The sequence below is a fragment of the Streptomyces sp. NPDC057486 genome (assembly GCF_042802415.1).
Classification (GTDB): Bacteria; Actinomycetota; Actinomycetes; order Streptomycetales; family Streptomycetaceae; genus Streptomyces; species Streptomyces yanii.
The window spans coordinates 20,633-38,505 of record NZ_JBHVEE010000023.1 but is presented as its reverse complement, the minus strand read 5'-3'; the positions used below and the strand labels follow the sequence as shown (position 1 = coordinate 38,505).

Below are 17,873 nucleotides of genomic sequence, written 5' to 3'. Positions count from 1 at the left end.
TCCGCCGGCCGAAGATTCCTACTCTACGTGGCCTCGATACCGGCTTCGTCGTGGCCTGGCACGGCGGGAACATCATCGCCCGACGCATGACCGCGGCACTGTTCCTGTGACCCACCGACCCGCTCGGTGATCGGTCTGCCCAGGGGGCGAATTCGGCGGAATGCGCACCCGTGACACGTACCTCACCGGACTCGGGCCACCGTCCGTGCACAAGGTGCCGCCTGCTGCCGGGCTGTGCCAACGTGGGGGGAGCAGCGGCGCGGCCCCGTCGTGCCGGGGCCGGAAATGAGGTGCCGATGGATCCGGTCGATGCCCTGCGGCGGATTGCCTTCCTGCTGGAACGCGACCAGGCTGCTACGTACCGCGTCCAGGCGTTCCGTAGGGCCGCCGCCACGGTGGGGGCGATGACCGGCCACGACATCGCGGAACGAGTGGCGTCGGGGTCGCTGGAGTCGGTCCGGGGCATCGGGCCGAAGACGGCACAGGTGGTGCGTGAAGCGCTCGCCGGGGAAGTCCCTGGCTACCTCCAGCGGCTGGAGGCCGCCGCCGCGGATCCCCTCATGGAAGGGGGCGAAACGCTGCTCGCCCTGCTGCGTGGCGACTGTCATCTGCACTCCGACTGGTCGGACGGCGGAAGTCCGATCGAGGAGATGGGACGGACGGCGATCGAGCTGGGGCACGAGTGGGCGGTCCTCACCGACCACTCGCCCCGGCTGACCGTGGCGAACGGACTGTCACCCGAACGGCTGCGCCGCCAATTGGAGGTCGTGGCCGCACTCAACGAGCAGTGGGCACCGTTCCGGCTGCTCACCGGCATCGAGTGCGACATCCTTTCGGACGGCTCCCTCGACCAGGAGGACCGACTGCTGGAGCAGCTCGACGTAGTGGTCGTGTCCGTGCACTCCAAGCTGCGGATGGACGCTCGGGCCATGACGCGCCGGCTGGTCGCGGCCGTGCGCCATCCGCAGGCGAACGTACTGGGGCACTGCACGGGCCGCCTGATCACCGGCCGGGGACGCCCGGAGTCGGAGTTCGACGCGGACGAGGTCTTCGCCGCGTGTGCCGAGGCGGGCACCGCGGTGGAGATCAACAGCCGTCCGGAGCGGCTCGATCCGCCCCGACGACTGCTGCGGCGGGCCGTCGACGCAGGCGTGCTGTTCGCGATCGACACCGACGCGCACGCGCCGGGGCAGCTCGACTGGCAGATCTTCGGCTGCGCCCGGGCGGAGGAGTGCGGTGTGCCGGCCGAACGGGTCATCACATCGTGGCCGGTGGAGGAACTGCTGGCCTGGTCATGACGCCGAGTCCGGTCCGTCCGTGGCGAGCGTCGCGGTCATGAGCAGTCCGACACGTGACGCGTGGCCGGACAGCGGAACGACCTGGCCATGGGCGAGGGCGTTGTCCTCGACACCGGCGAGCCCGGCAGGAAGGTGAAGTCCAAGCCGTCGGCATGCACCTTCCCGCCGGCCACGACACCGCCCGCCGCGAGGTTCTCGGCGGAGAAGCTGGACTGCGCACCGTCGACGTCGCCCGGCTGGGGGGGGGTGCTCTGAACCCGGCCTCCTATTCGGTGCGCAGGGCCGTGGCGGTTCGGGCCCCGGCGGCCCAGCCGGCGGGCAGAAGCGCACCCAGGGTGGCGATGAGCAGGCCGCCGAGTGCGAGCGGGAGCAGTTCGGCCCCGTGGTAGACGGCGATGACGGAACCGGGGAGGCGGAGCCCCACGCTGTCGCCCATCGCGGGGATGACCCAGCCGTGCAGGGCCACGCCGAGCGGCACGCCCAGAGCGCCCGCGACCAGTCCGGTCACGACGACCGAGGTGAGGACCATCGCGACGGTCTGTCGGGGGGTCATGCCGAGCGCCTTGTGGACACCGATCTCCCGGACGCGTTCGCGGGTGTCGAGCAGCACGCCGTTGAGCACGCCGAGCGCGGCGACGGCGACGAGCATCAGCGTGAGGATGACGGACAGCGCGTTGAGCGTGACGACCATGTCGCCCCCGGCGTCGAGCCCGCCGGCCCGAGCGGTGACCCCCAGCGGTGCCAGGTCCTCGTTCAGCGCGTCGACGTAGCCGGTCATGTCGGTGCCTGACGTGACCGCGATGTGATGGCTCGTCTCCGTCAGGTCGGGATGTGCGGCCGTGAGGGTCGAGGCGTCGGTGAAGACCTGCATGCCGCCGTGGCGGGGGTCGAGGACCTCGCCGACGATCCGGACCGTGACCGGCTCGGCCAGGCCGTTCAGGGTGACGGTGTCGCCGATGCGGGTGCCGGTGGCGGCCAGGAAGGGGGTCGGGACCACGGCCTCGCCGGGCTTGTCGATCCAGCGGCCCGACACCATCGTGTAGCCACCCCAGGAGGCGTCGCCGGTGAAGGCGATCACGTCGACGGTGCCGGTCAGGCCGGACACGGTCGCCCGTACCGTCGTGGCGCTGTAGTACTTCCCGGTTCCGGCGGCGGCCTCGACTGCCGCGGCTACTGCAGCGGGATCGGCCTTGGGCTGCTTCCCGGGACCAGGGCCCTGGGGTCCGAAGTCCGGCAAGGGCTCGGGCACGGTGACATCGGCGGCGTCGTGGGCCCTGGCTTTCATCACCTGGCCGAGCGAGGCGCCCATCCCCACGGTGAACGTGACGGCGATGGCGCCGAACAGGATCGCCGTGCCCATGGCCAGCGCGCGGGCGGGCCGCGCGAAGGGCCGGGCCAGGCCCAGGGCGACCGGCTGCGGCAACGACAGCCGTCCGGTCAGGCGGGCCGCCCACCGGCCGCGCCCCGCCGAAGCGGTACGTCCGACGGCGAGCGCATCGACCGTACGCAGCCGCCCGGCCCGCCAGGAACTCGCCCACGCGGTCGCCGCCACCAGGCCGAGCACCCCGGCGATCACCGCCAGGTCGACCCAGGGGGCGATGGCCAGGGACGAGGTGCCGTAGACCTCCTCGGTCTCGGCCAGTACGGGGACGGCGAGCAGGTGGCCGACGAGGACACCGAGGGCCGTGCCGACGCCGGCCGGGATCAGCGCCTGGCCCACGTAGGCCCGCACGACCTGGGCCGGGGTGAAGCCGACGGCCTTGAGGATGCCGATGCGGCGCGTTCCCGTGCCGACGGCCGACGCGACGACGTTGCCGACGATGAGCACCGACATGACCAGGCCCAGGGCGCCGAACGCGATGAGGAAGGGGACGTAGGGGGCGGTGTCGCGCTCGGCGGTCTTCCTGACGGTGAGCCATGACTGTTCGCCGACGGCCGTTCCCGGCGGCAGGGATTCCGTCACGGCCTTGCCGCCCGCGGTGATCTGCGCGGCGGTGCCCGCGTCGGTGAAGCGGTAGAGCATCTGGTAGCCGCCGCTGCCGGGCGCGGTGAGCGCCGGCATCTGGGACGGAACCACCCAGGCGTCAGCGGTCTGCGTGACCGAGCGGGCCACACCGACCACCGTCAGTGTCGGACCGCCGGACAGATCGGGGAAGGCGATCTTCATGCCCATGGTCGGGAAGAGCGAGGAGTTGGCGGACAGCACGATCTCGCCGGAGTGCGTGGGCCACCGCCCGTCGAGCAGTGCCACCTCGTCCACGTCCCGGCCGGGATCGCTCCGGCCGACCACGGTCATCGGCCACCCGGGCCCCGCCCCGTCCGAGCGCGGGGTGACCGTCGCCGTACCGAACGGCCCGGCCGCACTGCTCACCCCTTCGGCGTCCTTGGACTTCGACAGCTGCCCGGCACTCACCTTGCCCGCGTCGAACTGCACGGACAGATGCGCGCCGTGCTGCTTGGCGAAGGCGTCGTCGAAGGGCGCGCCCGAAACCACGAGCAGCGATCCCCCGAGGACGGAGGTGGCCACCGCCATCATCGTGACGAGCCCGATCACCAGCGTCTGCACCCGGCGTCGTCCCACCCCCGAGCGCACCACCTTGCCGAGCGCTCTCATCGGACGGCCTCCGAGGCGGCGGCCTGCGACCGGACGTCTTCGGTGATCCGGCCGTCGGCGATCCGGACCGTACGGTTCGTGCACGACCGGGCCAAGGCCAGGTCGTGGGTGACCACGACGATGGTCTGGCCCTCGGCATTGAGGCCGGCGAGCAGCCTGCTGACGTCCTGTCCGGCGGCCGTGTCCAGGGCCCCGGTCGGCTCGTCGGCCAGGAGCAGCGCCGGCCGGTTCATCAACGCCCGGGCCACCGCGACGCGCTGCCGCTCGCCGCCGGACAGCCGCCCCGGGTAGGCGCGGGCGTGCCGGTCGAGGCCCAGCAGTTCCAGGAGTTCCGCCGTCCGCTGGTCCGCCTTGCCACGTGCCATACCCGCGAGGCGCGCGGGCAGGACGACATTGTCGGTGACGGTCAGATCGTCGAGCAGGTTGAAGAACTGGAAGACCATACCGATCTTCGACCGCCGGTAGAGCGCCGATCCGGCTTCGCTCAACTGGTCCACCCGCACCCCGTCCACGGTGACGGTCCCCGCGTCGGGCCGGTCCAGGCCCGCGATCAGATTGAGCAGCGTGGACTTGCCGCTGCCGGAAGGGCCGAGGATCGCGACGGCCTCGCCGGGCTGCACGGTCAGCGACGCCTCGTGCAGAGCGGGCGGGCCGCCGTCGTATCGGCGGCTCACCTCGCGCAGTTCGATCACCGGCATGGTCATGAGAGGCTCCTTGGGTACGGGCAGTCGGCTGCCTGAACGCTAGGAGCAGGCCCGGCCCGCACACGTCGCCCGCCCGAACCCATTGCGGTACCGCAATGGGACGAGCCCCGGAAACGTCATCCCTGCGATGTAGGCGGGTGATGTATCCGGTGCGGTGGGAATGGCCACCGGGACGGACTCCGCGAGTTCGCCCGGCGGCGACAATGAACCGGTGATGGATGTACGTACGACGCTGGAGCGGCTGCGGGAAGCCGCCCGCCGGACGGTCCGCGACGCAAGGCTTCCGAGCGGTCCATTGCTGCGGCCCACCCGGCGCGCCTGGCAGTTCGACGCGCTGGTGGCACTGGCACTCGGAATCGCCACCGTCTACTACGGCATCGACAACGCCGACAACGTCGTGGTGCGTGAGATCGCACCCGGTGTGGAGCGCGTCGTGCCGCGCCCGTCCGGTCCCGGCGGCATGGCCTTCATGGTGATGCTCGCGGTCATCGCCTCGGGTGCCCTGGCGCTGCGCCGCCGCTACCCGCTCGCCGTGCTGTGCATCGTGACGGCCGCGACACTGGCGACGCCGCAGAGCGTCCTGCGGCTGACCTTCTACGCGTTCGTCATCGCCGTCTACAGCGCCGCCGTCTACAGCCCGTACCGGGTGGTGACCCTGGCGGCGCTGCCGGTGTCGGTCGTCCTGGTCGGCACCTCGGGGAACTCGGTGACACCGATCGTCCCCAACGAATACATCGCCCTGCTGATCCTGGTCCCGATGGCCGTGGCCGCCGTCGGCCTGCGTACCTGGAAACTCCGAACCGACGAGGGCCGCACCCGGCTCTCCGCCCTGGAACGCGAACAGTCCGAGGCGCTGCGCCGGGCCGTCGAGCATGAGCGGGCCAGGATCGCCCGTGAACTGCACGACGTCGTCACGCACAACGTCAGCGTGATGATCATCCAGGCCGGCGCCGCGCGCAAGATCATGAAAACCTCCCCCGAGCAGGCCGGCGAGGCGCTGCTCGCCGTCGAGGCGGGCGGGCGGGCGGCCATGACCGAGCTGCGCCACGTCATGGGACTGCTCACCATGGCCGACCAGGGCGAGGGGACGGACGGAGGTGCGGACCTGGCCCATACGGCGGCGGAGCTGGCCCCGCAACCCGGCCTGGACCAGCTGGAAGCGCTGGTCGGGCGGGTCCAGGACACCGGACTGCCCGTCGACCTGACCGTGACCGGCCCGCCCCGTCCTCTCCCGCCCGGCCTCGAACTCGCCGCCTACCGCGTGATCCAGGAAGCCCTGACCAACACCGTGAAGCACGCGGCCGGCGCCACCGCCACCGTGACGGTCGAATACGGCCCGGAACGGCTCCGGGTGGAAGTCACCGACACCGGTGGACACCCGGGCGCGGCCGCCGGAAGCGGCCGGGGCCTGATCGGCCTGCGCGAGCGCCTCGCAGTCTACGACGGAACCCTGAACACCGGCCGACGCCTGACCGGCGGCTACCGTGTGGAGGCCCTGATCCCCTTGGAGACATCGTGACCGAGCCGCTGCGTGTGCTCCTCGCCGACGACCAGACCCTGGTCCGCACCGGATTCCGCCTGATCCTCGGCGCCGACGGCATCGACGTCGTCGCCGAGGCGACCAACGGAACCGAAGCGGTCGAAGCGGTCCGACGCACACGTCCCGACGTGGTCCTGATGGACGTCAGGATGCCAGAGATGGACGGCCTTGAGGCCACCCGCCGCATCCTCACCGGCACCCCCGACGAACCCCGCGTCATCATCCTGACCACCTTCGACCTCGACCGATACGTCTACGCGGCACTGTCCGCCGGGGCCAGCGGTTTCCTCCTCAAGGACGTCACCCCCGAGCACCTGACCGCGGCCGTCCGCACGGTCCGTACCGGCGACGCTCTCCTCGCGCCCGCCATCACCCGCCGCCTCGTGCAGCGGTTCACCCGGCGTGGCAGCGACACCGCCGCCCTCCACCGCGACCTCGCCTCGCTCACCCCGCGCGAACTGGAGGTCCTCGGCCTGCTGGCCCGAGGGCTGAGCAACGCCGAACTCGCCACCCGCCTCCACCTGGCCGAGGCGACCGTCAAGACGCACGTCGCCCGCATCCTGGCCAAGCTCGGACTCCGTGATCGTGTCCAGGCCGTCATCGTCGCCTACGAGACAGGGCTGGTCAGCGCCGGCGAACGCGAGGCCGCCCAGCAGTCCACCGAGCAGACATAGATCGCAGCCGAGACTCGGCCGGCCCCCGCGCCGTTGTGCGACGGATCAGGGACCAGTAGTCGGAACCTGCGCATGCCCTGGTGGTTCACGCCTCTGTACCGGCATGCAACGGTCGCCCGATGTCCGCATCGAATGGTGGGGGAACACGAGGTGACTGCCGAACTCCGGCGGGTGGTGGAGGAATTGCGCGCAACGGCCGCTACGCGCAAGGAGTGGAGCATGCTGAATTCGCTGCCCGCCGGGGCTCGGCCCGAGAGGATCGGAGCCGACCTGCCGGACCGGTACCGGGAGTTCCTCGCGGTATGCGACGGGGGCACGTGCGGAGACGTGACCGTTTTCGATGCCGCGACGGTAGGCAGCATGCAGTTCTACGCGGACCCGGTCGACGGGGCCGAAGTCGGCCTCGGCCGCGAGGAATGGTTCTGCGCCGGCGTCGTCTCCGATGAACCGATCTTCGTCAACCGTTCGACGGGGGCGGTCTGGTACTTCCCCGACACCGGGATCGAATGGTGGAAGTCCGCCGTCTTCGAGAGGGCGGCCGACGACTTCACCACGTTCTTCCTGGCGTGGGTGGCAGGGCCGCACTACATGCGACTCACCGGCTCCCAGCCGGAGGAGCAATGGCCCGATCTTCTCAGCGTGCTGGGCCGGCTGGGGGGATGAACGACCGGCAGAGGCGCTTGTCCTGGGGCGACCGGGCCGAGCGCTTTCGTCCGTGCCGACCCCTTCAGGACGACGGAGGTCCTGCGGGCCTGTTTCACGGTGAGCAGGGCGGTGCACTCCTCACGACCGGTTCTCCTCGTGGGGAGGTCATCTGTGGGTCTCGCCGGGCCGCCCCATCCCTCCGTGGGCGCGGCCGGAATGACCACTGCTTCGCCCGTCGAGCCGCTCTCCGAACGCTGCGGCTCACCGCGTCCTCTCGCCGCCGGCGGGTCCGTCGCCCCGGCTGACCGACCGGCTCGGGCTGCCGCTTCTCGTGCGTACGCCCGGTCGGCCCCCTGGTGTCACACCTTCGATATGCCCAATATGACAGCTAAAGGGGGTGATTAGTACGTTTCGTCACAGGTCGGCTGCACGGCCGGCGTCTCTGAGACAGGAAGAAGTGACATGACCACGCGCAAATTCGCCGTGACCGCCGCCGCAGTAGGCGCATCGGTCCTTGCCGTCACCGGCATCACGTATGCCTCGGCCGACGGGTCCACCCAGGCCGCCCCGTCCGCCCCTCAAGCGGCCCCGGCCGTCCCGAAGTCCGTGCCGTCCGTCCCGAAGGCCGCCCCCACTGGGACGCTCCCCAATGGGGACAGCGGGAACGGGAACGGCGGCGGTGATGACGGGGGTCGTGATGACGGAGGCCGCGACTACGGGGGCCGTGATGACGGAGGCCGCGACTACGGGGGCCGTGATGACGGAGGCCGCGGCTATGGAGGCCGTGATGACGGGGGGCGTGGTGACGGGGGTCGCGACGGTGGCTACGACCGCGGTTCGGACCGTGGCTACGACGGCGGACGGGACGGACAAATTCAATTCAACGATCGGACGTACTCCGCCGCCTCCGAGGGCTGCATCACCGCGGCCAGCGGACTGGGCTCAAGCAGCTTCAGCATCAGCAACGACAGTTGGAAGACTGTTGAGGTCTATCGCGGGTCCACCTGCGACAACGGCTCTCCGGTTGCCACCGTCGGTCCCCACGGCGCCACCCACGGCGTCGTGACCCCCACGGTCCAGGGCGGCCTGTTCGCCAACGATGGCGTCGTGGGCAGCTTCCGGGTGATCGGTGACCACTACGGGTGGTAACCGCGCCACCCGCATCACTTGGAACCCGCGGCCCGTCGGAATCGGTCCGGGGATTCCGGGGGGTCGGCCAGGGGCAGCAAGAGGCGTCGCGTCTGACAAGGACGCCGCCACCGGGTCCCGACCGACAGCCGATGCGCCGTCAACTCCGACGTCAGGAACCCCCGGGGCAGAGCTGGGCAGGTCGATGGCAGAGGGGTGGACAGGCACTCGAGGCTCCTGGTGGATGACGTTGCTCGGCAACCCGTCCACCGGGAGCCTCGTCACATCCCCGGGGATATTCCTTGTGTTCACGGTGCGGTCACCTCGGATCGCGCCGTTCGCCATTCCGGGAGCCGGCATCAGTGGCGCTCGGGGGTGTCGACGTCGAGGCGACGGCCGGCGCCCCCCTCCCGGCGCTGCTCCCGTGCGCCGGAATCCACCCGCGTCCTCGAGCAGTCGCGCCAGGTGGATCAGGTTCCTCGTCATGAACGCGTAGCGCGATGGGTGAGCCGGCCTCCGGGCCACCCGTACCCGCGTCCGGGCCAGGCGTCCGCCTCGCCGTTCCCCCTCATGTCCGCCCACACGCCGGTCGCGATGTCGAGGTCGATCGCCCGGACCGGTTCGGTCGTGACGCCGCGCTCCTCCCTCACCGCGCGGTTGCGGTCGATCAGCCTCTCCGTGCGGCTGATCCCGGGGGGAACGCCGCAGCGTGCAGTCGCCGTGCATCGCGTGCAGAGGGTCGAAGCCGTACGCGGCGTCGGCATGGCCGGGTGTCCCCATGCGGGGGCTCCTCTGTGGGTACGGAAGAAGGTGAGGTCTGCTCATGGTCTACCGTCACGCGCGGGCTCACCCGACGATGGGCGCGCGGTTGCCACCCATACGCAGCAAGTGCGGCTCACTCCATCGCCTCGCGTGCGAGGTGCGTACGAGAACCCATGTGCCGCGTCCGCCGCTCCGATCGAGTCGTGCGGACGTCCGACGACGGTTCGACTCCCGCATCACGCGCACCCGTACACGGAGCGGCGCTCTCAACGGTTGCTCGACGCCTCCACCGCCGCCTTGATCCGCTGCCCGAACGCAGGGGCGTCCTTGCGCGCGGCACCGGCGGCGAAGCCGACGACGAGCTTGCCGATGCCGTGGCCCTCCAGAACATTGAAGATCCGCACCCGGGTCCTCCCGTCGGCCGTGGCCTCGAGGTCGTAGCCGCCGGTGGTGGCGGTGACGAGGTTCTTCGAGCGTTCCGCCCAGCGGATGCGTGTGGGCGCTACGAGTTCGGTGATCCCGAACTCCCGCTGAGTCCTCATACCGGCGTCCTTCACCGTGCTCCTGAAGACCGTCCCCACCGCTGTCGGCCCGGACGGCGATTTGTCGATCCGCTGCACTCGTGGGCTGAACTCCGGGTCGTGCTCGCCGTCGGCGAGGTAGGCGAAGACTTCTGCAATCGGCCGGTCGATCTCGACCGTCGCCTCGAACTGAGTGCCCATGACCTCTCCTCGTGCCCTGATCCGTTGCGCTCCGGCTGCGGGGTGCGGCAGGTGAACGCAGGCCCGCGAAGGCGCGGGACGGTGATCATAAGTCTGGCGGAGGCGGGCGGCAGGCTGAATGGCACAAGGCAACGGACCCGCCCGGTCACCCGAGGAAGCGGCGACGGCGGCCGCTCCGGGCGCCGCCCTCAGCCCCGTACGCCTGCCCCACGAACAGTCGATCAAGACGCGCGGGTGCCCGGCTCCCGCGCTCCAATGAACTCGTGACCGCGCCCCCCGACGACTGCCTCGCGCGCAATGACTGGATCTGCGGTGCCTATCTGACCAGCCGTCGCGAAATCCTCCTGGACGCCGTCCTCCAGCACCTCCGGCTGACCGCGGTCTCCGTGTGCGTCGGACTGCTCCTCGCCCTTCCGCTCGCGCTTGCCGCCCGTCGCCTGCGCTGGGCGGCAGGACCCGTCCTCGGCGTGACGACCATCCTCTACACCGTGCCGTCGCTCGCCATGTTCTCGCTGCTTCTGCCGGTCTACGGACTTTCCGCCTCGCTCGTCGTCGCGGGGCTCGTCCTCTACTCGCTCACCCTTCTCGTACGGAACATCCTCGCCGGACTGCGCGCCGTGCCCGAGGAAACGCGGAATGCCGCGCGCGGCATGGGCTACGGGCCCGTCCGGCTCCTTGTCGCCGTGGAGCTGCCGCTCGCTCTGCCCGCCGCCATGGCCGGGCTGAGGATCGCCACCGTCTCCGCGGTCTCCCTGGTCACCGTCGGTGCGATCGTCGGCTACGGGGGGCTCGGCAATCTCATCTACTCCGGGATGAACACCTACTTCAAGGCCCAGGTGCTCACCGCGTCCGTCCTCTGCGTCGTCATCGCCGTCGCCGCCGACCTGCTGCTGCTCGGCGTGCAGCGGCTGCTGACCCCGTGGACCCGTAGGCAGTCGTGAACACCCTCTCCGACACCTGGTCCTGGCTCACCAGCTCCGCCCACTGGACCGGTGACAACGGCATCTGGCACCGGCTCGAACAGCACCTCGTCCTCACCGTCGTCTGCCTGCTGATCAGCTGCCTCGTCGCGCTGCCCGCTGCTCTTGTCCTCGGTCACCTCGGCAAGGGCGGGGCACTCGCCGTCAACATCTCCAACATCGGCCGCGCCGTCCCCACCTTCGCCGTCCTGGTCCTGCTGCTCCTCACCCCGATCGGCCGGTACGGCGAAGGGCCGACCGTCGTCGCCCTGGTGCTGTTCGCCGTCCCGCCGCTGCTCACCAACGCGTACGTGGGGATGCGGGAGGTCGACCGTGATGTCGTGCGGGCAGCCCGAGGCATGGGCATGACGGGGCGGCAGTTGCTGCTGCGGGTCGAAGCGCCGCTCGCCCTGCCGTTGATCCTCACCGGTGTACGGATCGCAGCCGTCCAGCTCGTCGCCACCGCCACTCTGGCCGCGTTGGCGGGCGGTGGGGGACTCGGCCGCATCATCACCGCCGGCTTCAACCTCGCCTCCACCCCGCAGGTGGTGGCCGGGGCGATCCTCGTCGCCGCGTTCGCCCTGATCGTCGAAGGGAGCTTTGAGCTCGGGCAGCGGCTCGCCCCCGACTGGGTGCGCGGCGAGGAATCCTGATGAGGGACGGCCGGACCGTACCCCTGCTCCTGACGTTGCTGCTGACCGCGGCCGGGTGCACCACCGGGCCCGCCCTGGAGGACCAGGGCACGGTCACCGGTCCGCCGGGCGACAGCAAACACCTCACCATCGGATCCGCGGGCTTCACCGAGAGCGACCTGCTCGCCCAGATGTACGCGCTGCTGCTCGACCGGGCCGGCTACTCCACCAAGGTCATCTCCGTCACCAACCGGGAGATCTACGAACCGGCTCTGGAGAGCGGCCAGATCGACGTCGTACCGGAGTACGCCGCGACCTTCGCCGACTGGCTGAACGCGAAGAAGAGCGGCGCGGACGCCGCCCCCGTCGGCTCACCCGACCTCGACATCACCATGCGGGCCCTGCGTGCCCTCGCCACGGCCCGTGGCCTCACCGTCCTCGACCCGGGCCGCGCCGTCGACCAGAACGCGTTCGCGGTCACCGCCCCGTACGCGGCGAAGCACCGGCTGAGGACGCTCAGCGACCTGGGCAGGTCAGGGCTTCCCGTACGGCTGGCCGCGGGCGACGAATGCGTGCAGCGGCCCTACTGCGCTCCGGGACTGAAGAAGACGTACGGCATCGACATCGCCGCCGTCGATCCCAAGGGCGTCGGCACCACACAGGCGAAACAGGCCGTTCGGAGCGGTCGGGACCAGATGGTCCTGACCACCACCACCGACGCCACCCTCGACGACTTCGGGCTGGTCCTGCTCGCCGACGACAAACATCTGCAGAACGCCGACTACCTCGTCCCCGTCGTCAACCGGTCCCGGGCGGGAAGCCCGGGCGTACGCGACGCACTGGACCGGCTCAACACCGCGCTGACGACCGCCGATCTCGCCCGGATGAACGAGCAGGTGGACAGCTGGCGGCGGCTCCCCGAGGACGTCGCCCGGAACTACCTGGAGTCCAAGAAGCTCATTCCGCGCAGCTGAGCGGCGTGCGCGCACCTACCAGGGGAGTTCCGTGATCCGTGCGGTGATCCGCTCGAGGTCCCGGACACCGTCCGCGACCAGCACCCGGTAGCGGCGGCTCAGCGTGGCTCCGGGGACGGCAGTCGGTCACCACCCGGTCCGGCAGGGTGCGCGGCGGATGGAGGTACGGCTTCGGCGCCGCCCGGCGCGCCTCCGGCCGGTACACGTACCGCATCGGTTCCACCCCACTGCCGGCCACCGTGACCGCGATGTGGTCGCCGTGGCGGCGGACGAGTTCCAGCGCCTCGGTCATGCCGTCACCGCCGACGGCTCGCGACGGATGCCGTGCCCCATCGCGGGGCCTCCGCCCTCGCTGCTCCATGCGCCACGCCAGGGGACGGAGTGGTAGGCCTGGTCGCGGTACCAGGTGGTCCGGCAGCGGCCGTCCCCCGGTCGCACCGGCCCACCGGTCCGTCAGGCGTCCGCCACCGAGTCGAACTGCACCTCGTCGCGCCCCACTCCCCGCGCGTCCGCGTCCACCGACCGGCGCAGCGCCTCGTGGAGTTTCGCCGGAGTCAGTACGCCGAGGAAGCGCGACCCGTCCAGCACCGCCACCCACCCGGCGTCGTGCTGCAGCATCTCGCTGAACGCCTGCTTCAGCGGAGCCCCCACCGGAACCCACGCGTCCATCCGGCGCGCCAGTTCGCCGACCGTGGCGTGTTCCCCGGCGATCCGCAGTGCGTCCGCCGGCACCCAGCCGTGCAGTTCGCCCTCGTCGCCGAGCACGACCGCCCAGCGGGCCCCCGCGTCGTTCAGCCGGGCCGCCGCCGAGCGTGCGGGTTCGTCGAGCAGTGCGATCGGCGGCTCCTCCAGGTCGTCCCGCTCGATCGTGGTGACCGACAGCCGCTTCAGTCCCCGGTCAGCGCCGACGAATTGGGCCACGTACGGCGTCGCCGGCGTGCCGAGCACGGTGGCCGGCTTGTCGAACTGCTCGATGCGCCCGTCTCCGTACACCGCGATCCGGTCGCCCATCCGGACCGCTTCCTCGATGTCATGGGTAACCAACAGGACCGTCTTTTTGACGGCTGCCTGCAGACTCAGGAACTCGTTCTGCAACCGTTCCCGCACCACCGGGTCGACCGCGCCGAACGGTTCGTCCATCAGCAGCACCGGCGGGTCGGCGGCCAACGCCCGTGCGACACCCACCCGTTGGCGCTGGCCGCCGGAGAGCTGGGCGGGGTAGCGGGAGCCGTACGTCTTCGGGTCGAGTCCCACCAGGTCCAGCAGTTCCGCCGCCCGCTCCCGGGCCCTGCCCCGCTTCCAGCCGATCAGGGAGGGAACGGTCGCGGTGTTGTCGAGGATCGTCCGGTGCGGGAAGAGTCCGACCTGCTGGATGACGTAGCCGATCCGGCGGCGCAGCCGCACCGGGTCGATCCCCGCGATGTCCTCGCCGTCCACCAGGATCCGGCCCGAGGTCGGCTCGATCAGCCGGTTCACCATCATCATCGTGGTGGTCTTGCCGCAGCCCGACGGCCCGACGAGGGTGACGAGCTCCCCCTCGGCGACCTCGAAGGACAGCCCGTCGACCGCGGTCGTACCGTCCGGATAGACCTTGCTGACCTGCTCGAACCGGATCATGAGTGCACGCTAGGAGCCCTCCGGGCGCGTCGCACACGGGCCGCGACTGTCCGAGTCACGGGCGTGTGCTGAACTGTCCGTGATACGTCTGATTCAGGAGCACTTTGTGACCAGTTACCGGCAGCCCGGCGTGGTTCTCACCGACCGTTGTTTCACCGTCCCGCTCGATCACGCCGATCCGGGCGGCGAGCAGATCGAGATCTTCGGCCGGGAGGCCGTCGCGAGCGGCAGGGTCGACGACGAGCTGCCGTGGCTGGTGTACCTGGAGGGCGGACCCGGCTTCGGTGCCCGTCGTTTCGTCGGCACCGAGGCCTGGCTGGGGCGGGCGGTGAAGGAGTTCCGGGTGCTGCTGCTCGACCAGCGCGGCACCGGGCTGTCCACGCCGGCCAACCGACAGACTCTCCCGCTGCGCGGCGGCCCGCGCGAGCAGGCCGACTATCTCGCCCACTTCCGGTCCGACAACATCGTGCGCGACTGCGAGCTGATCCGGCCGCAGCTGACCGGCGGCGCCCCGTGGACCGTGCTCGGCCAGTCGTTCGGCGGCTTCTGCGCGGTCCGCTACCTTTCGGCCGCCCCCGAGGGGCTCGAGGCCGTCCTGATCACCGGTGGACTGCCCTCGCTCGACGCCCACGCCGACGACGTGTACCGGGCCGCGTACCCCCGGATCGAGCGGAAGGTCGCCGCCCACTACGCCCGCTACCCGCAGGACGTCGAGCGCGCCCGCGAGGTCGCCGCGTACCTGCTGGAGCACCGCCCGGAGAGTGCCGGACACCGCCTGACGCCCGAGGGATTCCAGTCCCTGGGCATCATGCTGGGCGGCGGCAACGGCAGCCACCAGCTGCACTACCTGCTCGAGAACGCCTTCGTCCGCACGCCGCTGGGCACCGAGCTCTCCGACACGTTCCAGGAGGCCATGCGCACCGCCAACTCATTTGCGGGCCACCCGTTGTACGCCCTGATGCACGAGGCGATCTACGGCCAGGGCAAGGAGCCCACCGGCTGGGCCGCCGAGCGGGTCCGCGCCGAATTCCCGCAGTTCGACGCCGCCACCGCCCTGGCCGGCGACGCGCCCGTGCTCTTCACCGGCGAGAGCATCCACCCCTGGCACTTCGACGTGGACCCGGCCCTGCGCCCGCTGCGCGAGACCGCCGAACTGCTCGCCTCCCGTACCGACTGGCCCGAGCTGTACGACACCGAGCGCCTCGCCGCCAATGACGTACCGGTAGCCGCGGCCGTCTATCACGACGACATGTACGTCGACACCGCGCACGCGCTGCGCACCGCCGCGTCGATCCGCGGACTGCGCACGTGGGTGACGAACGAGTTCGAGCACGACGGGGTGCGCGCCGGGGGACCGCGGGTGCTCGACCGCCTGCTCGCCCTTGTCCGGGATGAGCTCTGACCTGCTTGTTCGCGGCTGGAGCCGGTCACGCGCGTGGCGTGACCGGCTCCAGCCGTACGGGTACGTCCGGACCGCTTCAGCCCTGCAGGGCGTCCAGCGTGGCGTCGAAGTCCGCGGCCGAGCGCGGGGCCCGGTTGTGCGGCAGCTTCGAAAGGACGGCGGCCATTCCACAGGTGTTGGTCACCGCGGAGAAGACCAGGCCGGAGCCGACGCCGGCCGACAGCCAACGCGCTGCCGGGAAACGCCGGCCCATGAGCAGACCGGCCACCACGAGCGAACCGGCGGCGAACCGGACCTGACGCTCCATCGGCCAGGTGGCCCGGGCACCGGCGGGACGGTCCAGGTCGTGGCCCTCGCCCTCCCATGCGGACGTGCCGCCGGACAGCGTGACGGCGTCGATGTCCGCCGCGGCGAGGATGTCGCAGGCGCGGGTGGAACGCACGCCGGAGGCGCATACCACGAGCAGGGATCCGCGGGCCGCCGCCGCCTTGAGGGCGGGCAGCGCCTCTTCGAGGCGGTCCAGCGGGATGTTCAGCGCGCCGGGCACGTGCCCGGCGGCGTGCTCGCCCGGGGCCCGCACGTCGATGACGGTGAATTCCGCGATCCGGGCTGCGGCCTGGGCGGGGGAGAGGGAGGCGGGGCTGGTCACGAGGGGTGTTTCCTTTCATCGCCGGGGCGTACCTCGGACAGGGTAGAATACCCCTTGGGGTATTCGGAGGAGGATGTGTGGAAATCGACATGGCGGCGGACGAACTGAAGTCGGTACTCAACCGCCTTCGTCGCGCTCAGGGCCAGCTTGCCGCGATCATCAGGATGATCGAGGAGGGCCGGGACTGCGAGGATGTCATCACACAGATGGCAGCCGTTTCGCGCGCGCTCGACCGGGCCGGCTTCGCGATCATTGCGACGGGCCTTCAGCACTGCATGGCCGACGACGGCGCGGAGCCGGCCGACCGGGACCAGATGCGCGCCCGGCTGGAGAAGCTCTTCCTCTCGCTGGCCTGAGCCCGGATCCGGGGTCGGTGCCGTGGCTCAGGCCACGGCATCGACCAGCATGAAGAGGGCCACGGCGAGCAGCGCAGCGCCGAAGATCCGCTGGAGTGCGGCCGTGGACACCTTGCCGGCCAGCCGCTTCCCGTCCCACGCGCCGAGGACCGCCGCCGCCGTGAACGGGGCGATCACCGCCCAGTCCAGCGAGGTGGGCGTGGTGAGGCGGGTGGCCAGGGCGGCCGTGGAGTTCACCGTGATGACGAGCAGGCTGGTGCCGACCGCCGCCGTCATGGGCATGGCGAGGACGGTGACCAGCGCGGGCACGGCGAGAAAACCTCCGCCGACCCCGAGGAACCCGGTCACGGCGCCGAGACCGGCCCCGGCGCGGGCGATCCGCCCGGCGCCCGTACGGTCCGCGGCGTCCGCGGTGTTCGGCCCGGCCGAAGCCGCCTCGCGCCGCGCAGGCGCCCGCGGCCGGATCATCCGCACTGCCGCCACCACCGCGAGCAGCGCGAACGCCGCCGTCAGAACCCCCGCCGGAATCCGGACCGACAGAGCCCCGGCCACCGCCGCCGGCACGATGCCGGCGACGGCGAAGAGACCGCCGGTCCGCCAGCGGACGTGACCGTCCCTGGCGTGCGCGACCAGTCCGGTCAGGGAGGTCGCGATGACGATCAGCAGAGCTGCGGTGGTGGCCGCGGCCGGGGTGAAGCCGAGCAGGTAGATCAGCGCGGGAACGGCGAGGACACTGCCGCCGCCGCCCAGCCCGCCCAGTGCCAGACCGACCACGGCACCGGCGGCCAGGGCCAGGACGAGGGTGCTCATGCGACGGTGCCCGCCGCTCCGTGACGGTTCCGGACAGGCAGTCCCTCGGCCGCCCAGGCGGTCATACCGCCGGTGACATCGACGGCCTCGGTGCCGCGTCCGGCGAGAATGCGGGCGGCCTGCTGGGACCGGTTGCCGGAACGGCAGATGACCACTACCGGGCGACCTGCCGCCGAAGCGGGCAGCGACTGCCCGGCTGCCAGCCGGGAGAGCGGCAGATGGACGGCGTCCGGGGCATGTCCGGCATTCCACTCGGAGGTTTCGCGAACGTCGAGCAGGACCGCCGCACCGTCGGCGGTCCTGCGCAGGGCCTCGGCCGGGGTGACACGGCCAGGGCCGCGCCTGAAGAAGGACATCAGGGAAGACATGGGGAAGTGCTCCAGAAGT

Annotated in this window: 18 protein-coding genes; 11 read left to right on the top strand and 7 right to left on the bottom strand. The window is 71.1% G+C overall.

Translation table 11 applies throughout. The annotated features are described in order from the left end of the window. The first annotated feature begins 296 nt into the window (after nt 1-296). Nucleotides 297-1,298, top strand: a complete 1,002-nt coding sequence (locus ACFU6I_RS13855; RefSeq protein ID WP_384365135.1) for a PHP domain-containing protein — start codon at nt 297-299, stop codon at nt 1,296-1,298. Nucleotides 1,299-1,358: 60 nt separating this feature from the next. Further along, complete coding sequence (locus tag ACFU6I_RS13850) at nt 1,359-1,553, top strand: hypothetical protein (protein WP_384365132.1); 195 nt, start codon at nt 1,359-1,361, stop codon at nt 1,551-1,553. A 10-nt stretch (nt 1,554-1,563) separates the two neighbouring features. Here ACFU6I_RS13850 and ACFU6I_RS13845 read toward each other — a convergent pair whose 3' ends face one another. Beyond that, nucleotides 1,564-3,912: an ABC transporter permease gene (locus ACFU6I_RS13845; RefSeq protein WP_384365129.1), complete on the bottom strand. Its 2,349-nt coding sequence runs from the start codon at nt 3,910-3,912 to the stop codon at nt 1,564-1,566. Next, nucleotides 3,909-4,616 carry an ABC transporter ATP-binding protein gene (locus tag ACFU6I_RS13840; RefSeq protein WP_384365126.1) on the bottom strand — a complete coding sequence of 236 codons (708 nt, stop codon included), beginning with the start codon at nt 4,614-4,616 and terminating at the stop codon, nt 3,909-3,911. Before ACFU6I_RS13840 ends, ACFU6I_RS13845 begins: the two co-directional genes overlap by 4 nt. Nucleotides 4,617-4,830: 214 nt before the next feature. Between ACFU6I_RS13840 and ACFU6I_RS13835 the strand changes: the two genes are divergently transcribed. From ACFU6I_RS13835 to ACFU6I_RS13820, 4 genes are all read left to right on the top strand, one after another. Then, nucleotides 4,831-6,135: a sensor histidine kinase gene (locus tag ACFU6I_RS13835; RefSeq protein ID WP_384365123.1), complete on the top strand. Its 1,305-nt coding sequence runs from the start codon at nt 4,831-4,833 to the stop codon at nt 6,133-6,135. Next, entirely contained in the window at nt 6,132-6,830 is a 699-nt protein-coding gene (locus tag ACFU6I_RS13830; protein ID WP_384365120.1) for a response regulator, read from the top strand. Before ACFU6I_RS13835 ends, ACFU6I_RS13830 begins: the two co-directional genes overlap by 4 nt. Before the next feature lie 219 nt (nt 6,831-7,049). Continuing rightward, nucleotides 7,050-7,493 (top strand): hypothetical protein, encoded by a 444-nt coding sequence (locus ACFU6I_RS13825; protein ID WP_384365117.1) that lies wholly within the window; start codon nt 7,050-7,052, stop codon nt 7,491-7,493. A gap of 444 nt (nt 7,494-7,937) precedes the next feature. Beyond that, on the top strand, nt 7,938-8,624 hold the full coding sequence (locus ACFU6I_RS13820; protein ID WP_384365114.1) for a hypothetical protein: 687 nt from the start codon (nt 7,938-7,940) through the stop codon (nt 8,622-8,624). Between the two features lie 1,007 nt (nt 8,625-9,631). On the opposite strand, the gene ACFU6I_RS13815 is transcribed toward ACFU6I_RS13820, so the two are convergent. Further along, nucleotides 9,632-10,087 carry an SRPBCC family protein gene (locus ACFU6I_RS13815; RefSeq protein WP_384365111.1) on the bottom strand — a complete coding sequence of 152 codons (456 nt, stop codon included), beginning with the start codon at nt 10,085-10,087 and terminating at the stop codon, nt 9,632-9,634. A 263-nt stretch (nt 10,088-10,350) separates the two neighbouring features. On the opposite strand from ACFU6I_RS13815, the gene ACFU6I_RS13810 reads away from it, so the two are divergent. Genes ACFU6I_RS13810 through ACFU6I_RS13800 form a run of 3 tightly spaced genes read left to right on the top strand, consistent with a single transcriptional unit; the run spans nt 10,351 to nt 12,652 of the window. Continuing rightward, nucleotides 10,351-11,028, top strand: a complete 678-nt coding sequence (locus ACFU6I_RS13810) for an ABC transporter permease (protein ID WP_384365108.1) — start codon at nt 10,351-10,353, stop codon at nt 11,026-11,028. Then, nucleotides 11,025-11,699 (top strand): ABC transporter permease, encoded by a 675-nt coding sequence (locus ACFU6I_RS13805; protein WP_384365105.1) that lies wholly within the window; start codon nt 11,025-11,027, stop codon nt 11,697-11,699. Before ACFU6I_RS13810 ends, ACFU6I_RS13805 begins: the two co-directional genes overlap by 4 nt. After that, nucleotides 11,699-12,652, top strand: a complete 954-nt coding sequence (locus ACFU6I_RS13800) for an ABC transporter substrate-binding protein (protein ID WP_384365102.1) — start codon at nt 11,699-11,701, stop codon at nt 12,650-12,652. Before ACFU6I_RS13805 ends, ACFU6I_RS13800 begins: the two co-directional genes overlap by 1 nt. Before the next feature lie 453 nt (nt 12,653-13,105). Here the strand turns inward: ACFU6I_RS13800 and ACFU6I_RS13795 are convergent, their stop codons facing one another. After that, nucleotides 13,106-14,269 (bottom strand): ABC transporter ATP-binding protein, encoded by a 1,164-nt coding sequence (locus ACFU6I_RS13795; RefSeq protein WP_384365099.1) that lies wholly within the window; start codon nt 14,267-14,269, stop codon nt 13,106-13,108. A 106-nt stretch (nt 14,270-14,375) separates the two neighbouring features. Between ACFU6I_RS13795 and ACFU6I_RS13790 the strand changes: the two genes are divergently transcribed. After that, nucleotides 14,376-15,671: an alpha/beta fold hydrolase gene (locus tag ACFU6I_RS13790; protein ID WP_384365095.1), complete on the top strand. Its 1,296-nt coding sequence runs from the start codon at nt 14,376-14,378 to the stop codon at nt 15,669-15,671. Nucleotides 15,672-15,747: 76 nt separating this feature from the next. Here ACFU6I_RS13790 and ACFU6I_RS13785 read toward each other — a convergent pair whose 3' ends face one another. Beyond that, the gene (locus ACFU6I_RS13785; RefSeq protein ID WP_384365092.1) at nt 15,748-16,320 is read right to left on the bottom strand and encodes a rhodanese-like domain-containing protein; all 573 of its coding nucleotides are present in this window, start codon (nt 16,318-16,320) and stop codon (nt 15,748-15,750) included. A 77-nt stretch (nt 16,321-16,397) separates the two neighbouring features. On the opposite strand from ACFU6I_RS13785, the gene ACFU6I_RS13780 reads away from it, so the two are divergent. Continuing rightward, a complete protein-coding gene (locus ACFU6I_RS13780) occupies nt 16,398-16,676 on the top strand; it encodes a metal-sensitive transcriptional regulator (RefSeq protein ID WP_266978054.1) in 279 nt (92 codons plus the stop codon). 27 nt (nt 16,677-16,703) lie between these two features. Here ACFU6I_RS13780 and ACFU6I_RS13775 read toward each other — a convergent pair whose 3' ends face one another. Both ACFU6I_RS13775 and ACFU6I_RS13770 read right to left on the bottom strand, forming a co-directional pair. After that, complete coding sequence (locus tag ACFU6I_RS13775; protein WP_384365089.1) at nt 16,704-17,486, bottom strand: sulfite exporter TauE/SafE family protein; 783 nt, start codon at nt 17,484-17,486, stop codon at nt 16,704-16,706. Next, a complete protein-coding gene (locus ACFU6I_RS13770; RefSeq protein WP_384365292.1) occupies nt 17,483-17,842 on the bottom strand; it encodes a rhodanese-like domain-containing protein in 360 nt (119 codons plus the stop codon). Before ACFU6I_RS13770 ends, ACFU6I_RS13775 begins: the two co-directional genes overlap by 4 nt. Between the last annotated feature and the right edge of the window lie 31 nt (nt 17,843-17,873).

Bases quoted from the DNA above. Each gene is read 5' to 3' on its own strand.
- ACFU6I_RS13820 (WP_384365114.1), top strand. From the start codon at position 7,938: ATGACCACGCGCAAATTCGCCGTGACCGCCGCCGCAGTAGGCGCATCG.
- ACFU6I_RS13855 (WP_384365135.1), top strand. From the start codon at position 297: ATGGATCCGGTCGATGCCCTGCGGCGGATTGCCTTCCTGCTGGAACGC.
- ACFU6I_RS13825 (WP_384365117.1), top strand. From the start codon at position 7,050: ATGCTGAATTCGCTGCCCGCCGGGGCTCGGCCCGAGAGGATCGGAGCC.
- ACFU6I_RS13775 (WP_384365089.1), bottom strand. From the start codon at position 17,486: ATGAGCACCCTCGTCCTGGCCCTGGCCGCCGGTGCCGTGGTCGGTCTG.
- ACFU6I_RS13800 (WP_384365102.1), top strand. From the start codon at position 11,699: ATGAGGGACGGCCGGACCGTACCCCTGCTCCTGACGTTGCTGCTGACC.
- ACFU6I_RS13845 (WP_384365129.1), bottom strand. From the start codon at position 3,912: ATGAGAGCGCTCGGCAAGGTGGTGCGCTCGGGGGTGGGACGACGCCGG.
- ACFU6I_RS13835 (WP_384365123.1), top strand. From the start codon at position 4,831: ATGGATGTACGTACGACGCTGGAGCGGCTGCGGGAAGCCGCCCGCCGG.
- ACFU6I_RS13770 (WP_384365292.1), bottom strand. From the start codon at position 17,842: ATGTCCTTCTTCAGGCGCGGCCCTGGCCGTGTCACCCCGGCCGAGGCC.
- ACFU6I_RS13815 (WP_384365111.1), bottom strand. From the start codon at position 10,087: ATGGGCACTCAGTTCGAGGCGACGGTCGAGATCGACCGGCCGATTGCA.
- ACFU6I_RS13795 (WP_384365099.1), bottom strand. From the start codon at position 14,269: ATGATCCGGTTCGAGCAGGTCAGCAAGGTCTATCCGGACGGTACGACC.
- ACFU6I_RS13840 (WP_384365126.1), bottom strand. From the start codon at position 4,616: ATGACCATGCCGGTGATCGAACTGCGCGAGGTGAGCCGCCGATACGAC.